Source organism: Paraburkholderia sp. RL17-381-BIF-C (assembly GCF_046026435.1).
GTDB lineage: Bacteria > Pseudomonadota > Gammaproteobacteria > Burkholderiales > Burkholderiaceae > Paraburkholderia.
Genome location: NZ_JARESX010000060.1, coordinates 39,181 through 45,297 on the forward strand (window position 1 = coordinate 39,181; position 6,117 = coordinate 45,297).

At 64.9% G+C, this 6,117-nt stretch carries 4 protein-coding genes; 2 read left to right on the plus strand and 2 right to left on the minus strand.

The genetic code is table 11. From position 1 onward, the window contains the following. Nucleotides 1–75: 75 nt before the first annotated feature. Nucleotides 76–636: a peroxiredoxin gene (locus P0D70_RS27870; protein WP_408186835.1), complete on the minus strand. Its 561-nt coding sequence runs from the start codon at nucleotides 634–636 to the stop codon at nucleotides 76–78. Between the two features lie 233 nt (nucleotides 637–869). Then, nucleotides 870–2,207, minus strand: coding sequence for an EAL and HDOD domain-containing protein (locus P0D70_RS27875; protein ID WP_091800600.1), 1,338 nt, complete (start codon nucleotides 2,205–2,207; stop codon nucleotides 870–872). A gap of 297 nt (nucleotides 2,208–2,504) precedes the next feature. Here P0D70_RS27875 and P0D70_RS27880 point away from each other — a divergent pair, with 297 nt between their 5' ends. Both P0D70_RS27880 and P0D70_RS27885 read left to right on the plus strand, forming a co-directional pair. Further along, the gene (locus P0D70_RS27880; protein ID WP_408186836.1) at nucleotides 2,505–4,319 is read left to right on the plus strand and encodes a putative bifunctional diguanylate cyclase/phosphodiesterase; all 1,815 of its coding nucleotides are present in this window, start codon (nucleotides 2,505–2,507) and stop codon (nucleotides 4,317–4,319) included. Nucleotides 4,320–4,482: 163 nt separating this feature from the next. After that, on the plus strand, nucleotides 4,483–5,940 hold the full coding sequence (locus tag P0D70_RS27885) for an HDOD domain-containing protein (protein WP_091795002.1): 1,458 nt from the start codon (nucleotides 4,483–4,485) through the stop codon (nucleotides 5,938–5,940). The last annotated feature ends 177 nt before the right edge of the window (nucleotides 5,941–6,117 follow it).

Sequence of the window (6,117 nt, forward strand, 5' to 3'; positions counted from 1 at the left end):
AGCCTGGCACGCGCGGCACTCACCTCTCACCGCAAGAAACCATGGCGGGAAATGCGTGAGCGCCCGCTTTCGACTTTACGGCTTGTGTGTCGCGGCCCAGTCTTTCACCGCCTTCAGCGTGTTCTCGACATGCTTCTCCGGCGACAGGCTCGTGTACTCATAGATGATCTTCCCGTCCGGCGCGATCACATACGACACGCGATTGGCCATCGACGCATGCATCGGCATGCCGGCGTCATACGCGCCGATCACCTTCGAATCGGCGTCGGCCGCGACCGGGAATTTGCTGCGGCATTCGCTCACCGAAAACTTCGTCAAGGTGTCGATATTGTCGTGCGACACGCCGATCACCGTCGCGCCATATTTCTTGTATTCGTCGACGGCTTCCGCGAATTCGTGCGCTTCGATCGTGCAGCCCGTGGTGAAGGCGGCCGGATAGAAGTACAGCACCACCGGCCCTTTCTTCAGTTCGTCCGCGAGCGAATACGTGTAGGTCTTGCCGCCCAGCGAAGCCTGCGCAGTGAAAGCCGGCGCCACGTCGCCCGGCTTGAGGGTCGCCGAGGCCGTCAGCGAATGCAGCGCGAATCCCACCGACACGGCTGCGGCCAGTGCCGCCGATATGAGTTTCTTCTTCATCTGTCTGTTCCTCCAGGCGTTGATGCACGCGGTTCATCCAATGAAAACGGGGCCGCCGCGTTCATCAGAACGCCAGCCGACTTCGCTATTGGACCACGTACTCACAAGGTACGTAAGAACCCGCCGAAAGGATGCGCAAGTCGTTGCCGTCAGTCCGACAACGACAACCTACGGCAACCCGCGCCAACCCGTTGCTCCGCACGGAAAGCAGTGCGAGACCGGCCGGCCGCCCGTCAGGTCACCACTTCTCCGATATGCGCGCCGAACCAGGCCGCGGCCGACAGGTTCAGCTCCGCCAACACTTCAGGCGTGAAGGCCACGAAGCCGGCCGGCGCATCGGGGCCGAGCGCGATCGACGCCGCATCGACGCCCGCGCCGGCCGCCTCGGCAAGGCGCAGCAAGGTGCCCAGCTCGCCTTGCCGCAACACGATCGCTTCGCGAATCTGCGGCGCGAGGCCGAGCTTCTCCAGCGCCGCGCCTGGCGAGCTGCCGAGCACCACGTGAATCAGAGAAAAAATACCGGTCATGAACGCGGCATCGGCAAACTCGTCATCGGACGGATGCAGCCAGGCCGCGGCCAGCTCCATGAAACGCGAGCGCGTGCCCGCCAGTTGCACCAGCGGATCGGCGCGCAGCGGCAGCTCGCCGCTATCGGCATAGAGCAGCAGCTGCGCCCAGCGCGCGATCTGCCGCGTGCCGGTGGCGATGATCGCCTCGCGCAGCGACGCGATATTGCGCCCCAAGCCGAATGCGCTCGAATTGACGAGGCGCAGCAGTTGCACCACCACGCTCGGATTCAGCTTGAGTTCGGCTTCGAGTTCGGTAATGCCGGCATCTCTCGACAGCAACGCGAGCAGGCGCAGCAGGCCCGGCCGCGGCGAGCGGTTGCGCGGCGCGGCCAGCACCTGAGGGCGCGCGAAAAAATAGCCTTGAAACAGATCGAACCCGAGGTCGCGAGCCAGCGCGAAGTCTTCGCGCGTCTCCACCTTCTCGGCGATCAGCGTCTTGCCCTGCCCGCGCAACAGGCATGCGAGCTTTGGCAGCACCGCGCGGTCGGTCTGCATGAAGTCGATCTTGACCATGTCCGCGTAGGGCAGCGCGGCGAGCAACTCGTCCGACAGTTCGCTGACGTCGTCGAGCGCCACCTGGAAGCCGGCGCGGCGCAACTCGCCCAGACGGCGGCCCAATTGCGCATCGAATCGCACCGTCTCGAGAATCTCAAGCACGAAGCGCTCGGGCGGCATCACATGGACGATGTCGCTAAAGAGCAGCGCACGGTCGATATTGACGAAGCCGCGATGCCGGCCCAGCACGGTCGGCACGCCGATCCCGCCGATCGCGCGCGCCACGACCTGCGCCGTAGCCTGGGCGTCGTCGGTGACTTCGGCGTAGTTATGCGCGCCGGCTCTAAACAACAGCTCGTAAGCATTGAGCGCGCCGTCGCGATCGAGGATCGGCTGGCGGCCCAGATAGACGAACTGCACGGGAGGCGGCGGTTCGCAGCCTTCGGCAGTCGACTCGAGCACCTCGCTGTGCCGGGCAAGGGCCCCGGCTTGATGGCGGTCAGACATGAGCATCGGTGCAAGTGTTCGGAAAGCTACGCAGCAGCGGCGTCATAGCCGGCACTGCACAACGGGTTTCCCATATTAACGGACGTCGGGCCGTGGCACTTTAACTGATTCGGTCTCCAGGCGACGCTTTGGCGCACATACATCCCTTACCGGATGTTTTTCTCAGCACGCGCTAAAGATTTTCCGGCCTGGGCCGTTATCTCGATCTGATGGGGCGGCCTGATACCCTCTCGACCGCCGACCCAGGCGGAAACAGCCGCCCCGCCTGCAGACGAATACAGGTTGCCAGCGATAAACATGGAAGCGAACAGGATCACCGCGCCCCGCCGGGGCTCCTTGCGCACGGTCATCGACCGGCTTCGTGCGCTCGGCCGGCGCGAGCATGGCAAACCGCAGGCGGGAGCAAGCCGCACTGCGCAACTGGAACAGGTGGTCGGCGCCGTCGACCTGCTGGCGCACGTCGACGACGAGTTGCGCTTCCTCTATGTGTCCGACGCCAGCCTGCGCTTCATCGGTTATCACCGCGAGTACCTCGAGACCATCACGCTGCACGATCTCGTCGCGCCGGCCGACGTGCCGCGCCTCGACGCCCTGCTCACGCGCGCGGCCGTCTCCGGCAATGTCGAAAAGGCGACGCTCGGCCTGATCAAGTCGCTCACCTACCCGATCACCGTCGAGTTGCGCGTGGTGCGCAGCACTCACGACGGCACCGAAGGCTATGCGATCGCCGGCTTCGACGTGTCGGCCTGGCGCGCCACCGAGGAACGTCTGACCCAGGCGCTGCATCTGGACCGCCTGACCAATCTGGCCAACCAGCCGGCACTGATCCCGGCGCTGCTCGAAGCCCAGCAGCAAGCCGACGCGCACGGCACGCCAGCCGCGCTGCTGCTGCTCGACCTCGACGACTATCAGCGCGTGAACCGCGCGCTCGGCTACGACGCCGGCGACGAAATGCTGCGCGACACCTCGCGCCGCATTCTGAACATGACGAGCCCGAGCGAGACCGTGGCGCGCGTGGCGAGCGACGAGTTCGCGATTCTCATCAAGCCCGCTGCCAGCCGCACCGACGCGGCGGCCGCCGCCGAAGCGCTGGCGCGGCGCCTGTTGACCGCGATCCAGCAGCCGTATGTGTTCAACGGCCAGCAGGTGCACCTGTCGGCGAGCATCGGCATTGCGCTCTATCCCGACGTGCGTCACGCCAACGACACCGCCGCGCACGACACCCATCTGCTGCGCTGGGCCGACCATGCCCTCTTGCAGGCCAAGGCGGCCGGCGGCAATACGCTCGCCTTTTACGTCCCCGACGACAACCCAGCCGACGCCGAGCGCCTCAAGCTGGAGGCCGATCTCTACGACGGCGTGCGCAACGGCGAATTCTCGCTGCACTTCCAGCCGATCACGAGCAGCCGCACGCACGGCGTGGTCGGCGTGGAGGCCTTGATCCGCTGGTCGCATCCGGTGCACGGGCTGGTGCCGCCGTCCATGTTCATCCCGCTTGCGGAGTCGATCGGCCTGATCAACTTCCTCGGCAACTGGGTGTTGAAGGTGGCCTGCATGCAGTTGATCCAGTGGGACGCCAAAGGTATCGCCCTGCAATATGTAGCAGTGAACGTGTCGCCGCAGCAGTTCCGCGACCCGCGCTTCAAGGACTCCGTGCGCGAGGCGATCGCGTTGACCGGCATCGATCCGCGCCGCCTCGTATTCGAGATCACCGAAAGCCTGCTGATGCACGACCCGGCGCACGCCAAGGGCCTGCTCGAAGACCTGACGGCGATGGGCATCCGTTTTGCGGTCGACGACTTCGGCACCGGCTATTCGAGCCTGGCATACCTGCAACGCTTCCCGCTCGCCAAGCTTAAGATCGACAGGAGTTTTGTCGAGAATCTGCTAACCTCACGAAACGATCAGGCAATCGTTAGCGCCGTCGTGGGCCTCGCGCAGACACTCGATCTCGAACTGGTGGCCGAGGGCGTCGAAACGGAAGCGCAACGAACCCTGCTCACCGAGATGGGATGCGACCACATCCAGGGGTGGCTCGTCTGCAAGGCGCTGCCCTCCGACGAACTCGCGCTGCGGTTCGAAGCGCGCACGCTTCATCTGCATACCGCATAGCGATGCAGGCAAAGCGCTCATGTAACGGCTCACGCGCCCGCTCATATGCGGGCTCATGTGCGGGCTCATGTGTGTGCTCATTTGCGTGGATTAGCAGCGGAACAAGCCGGCCTCGGGCCGGCGTGGCACTCATTGGAACACGTATGGCTTTTGCGGGACTCACATGGTAAAGGCGGCGGTGCTCGACCGGCTCTGGACGCGAATGAGCGAGCGCGGCGATTTCCCCATGCTGTCGCAGTCGCTGCGCACCACCATGGCGGCGATGAATAACGACGACCTCGACTTCACCGGCCTCGTGCAGGTGGTGTTGTCCGATTTCGCCCTGACGCAAAAGGTGCTGCGGCTCGCCAACTCGGCCATGTACATTGCGTTCGGCGGCAACATCACGACCGTGTCGCGCGCGCTGATGGTGCTCGGCATGGACGCGGTCGGCCACCTCGTGGTCGGCCTGAAGATCGTCGATCACTTTCATCACAGCGCGCCGCGCCGCATCGACGCGAAACTTGAACTGAACCGCACGCTGCTGTCGGGTTGCGTCGCGCGCAAGCTGACCGAGCGCGGCGATCTGCGTGCTGGCGAGGAAGCCGTGGTCTGCACGCTGATGCGCCAGATCGGCAAGCTGCTGGTGGTGTTCTATCTCGACGCCGAATGGGACCAGATTCGCCGTCACATCGACGACGGCGCGCTCGAAGCCGATGCCTGCGTGCTGGTGCTCGGCGTCACGTTCGACGAGATCGGCGCCGAAGCCGCCGTGCGCTGGCGCCTGCCCGACATGATCCGCTCCGGTATGGGCGAGTTCGACCCGCAGGACGTCACGCAGCCGCGCCAGGTGCAGTGGCTGCGCGCCATCACGAATTACTCGACGGCGGTCGCCGACGTGCTCACCCAGCAGAACATGCCGGACTGGGAGCGCGAGCAGCGCATCGCCGAACTGGCGCGCGAATATAGCGGCGCGCTGAATACCGATCCCGAAGTGTTGCTCGGCATGAGCGTCGCGCTCGCCCGCGAGGAAGGCGGCGACGGCGTAATGCGCGAAATCGTCGAGTTGCGCGCCAACGCGGACGCGATCGCGCGCGAGGCGCTCAATCCCGAGGCGCGCATTGCGGTGGGGGTCAAGGATCTGCGCGGCCTGCCCGAGGGCAGCCCGCTCGCGCCGGCTTTGGCCATGGCCGCGGAAACGCTGCTGGCGGGTCTCGGCTTCGCGCGCACGGTGGTGTTCGTCAAGCACAGCAACGGCACGTTCAAGGCGCGTTTGGGACTCGGACCGAAGATCGACGCGGCGTTACCCAGGCTGACCTTCAATACCGCCTTCGAGCCCGACGTGTTTCATCTCGCGATCGCGAACTCGGTGGGCATCTTTATCGAGAACGCGCGCGATCCGAAGATGGTCGCGAGGCTACCCGAATGGTTCCGCCGCTCATTCGACGACGCCCGCGCCTTCGTGCTGCTACCCGTCGTCGATGAGAGCGACACGACCGTGGCGCTCTTATACGGCGACTGGTCGCATAGTCAGGAGCCACGCCGTATCTCACAGAAAGAAATGAGCGTGTTGAATGAATTGGCCAAGGAGTTAGGCCGTTTTTTCGGCCTGGGGCAGATGCGGGAAATGGAGATGATGTGAAGACCTGGCGTGATCGTTAATCACGGCGCTTCACTCTCCCCCATACTGTATTTGCCCTACGCCACATTGAAGTTGGACCAGTCTCGCCGGACGCCGGGGGGGCCGCCAGGCCCGGGCCCCCCGGGGTTGTGAGGGGGGCATAACGCAGGTGATTTGAGGGATTTGGGCGCGGGGGGG

What these genes read in the sequence shown, in the direction of transcription:
- P0D70_RS27885 (WP_091795002.1), top strand. Translation starts at nt 4,483, where the DNA reads ATGGTAAAGGCGGCGGTGCTCGACCGGCTCTGGACGCGAATGAGCGAG.
- P0D70_RS27880 (WP_408186836.1), top strand. Translation starts at nt 2,505, where the DNA reads ATGGAAGCGAACAGGATCACCGCGCCCCGCCGGGGCTCCTTGCGCACG.
- P0D70_RS27870 (WP_408186835.1), bottom strand. Translation starts at nt 636, where the DNA reads ATGAAGAAGAAACTCATATCGGCGGCACTGGCCGCAGCCGTGTCGGTG.
- P0D70_RS27875 (WP_091800600.1), bottom strand. Translation starts at nt 2,207, where the DNA reads ATGTCTGACCGCCATCAAGCCGGGGCCCTTGCCCGGCACAGCGAGGTG.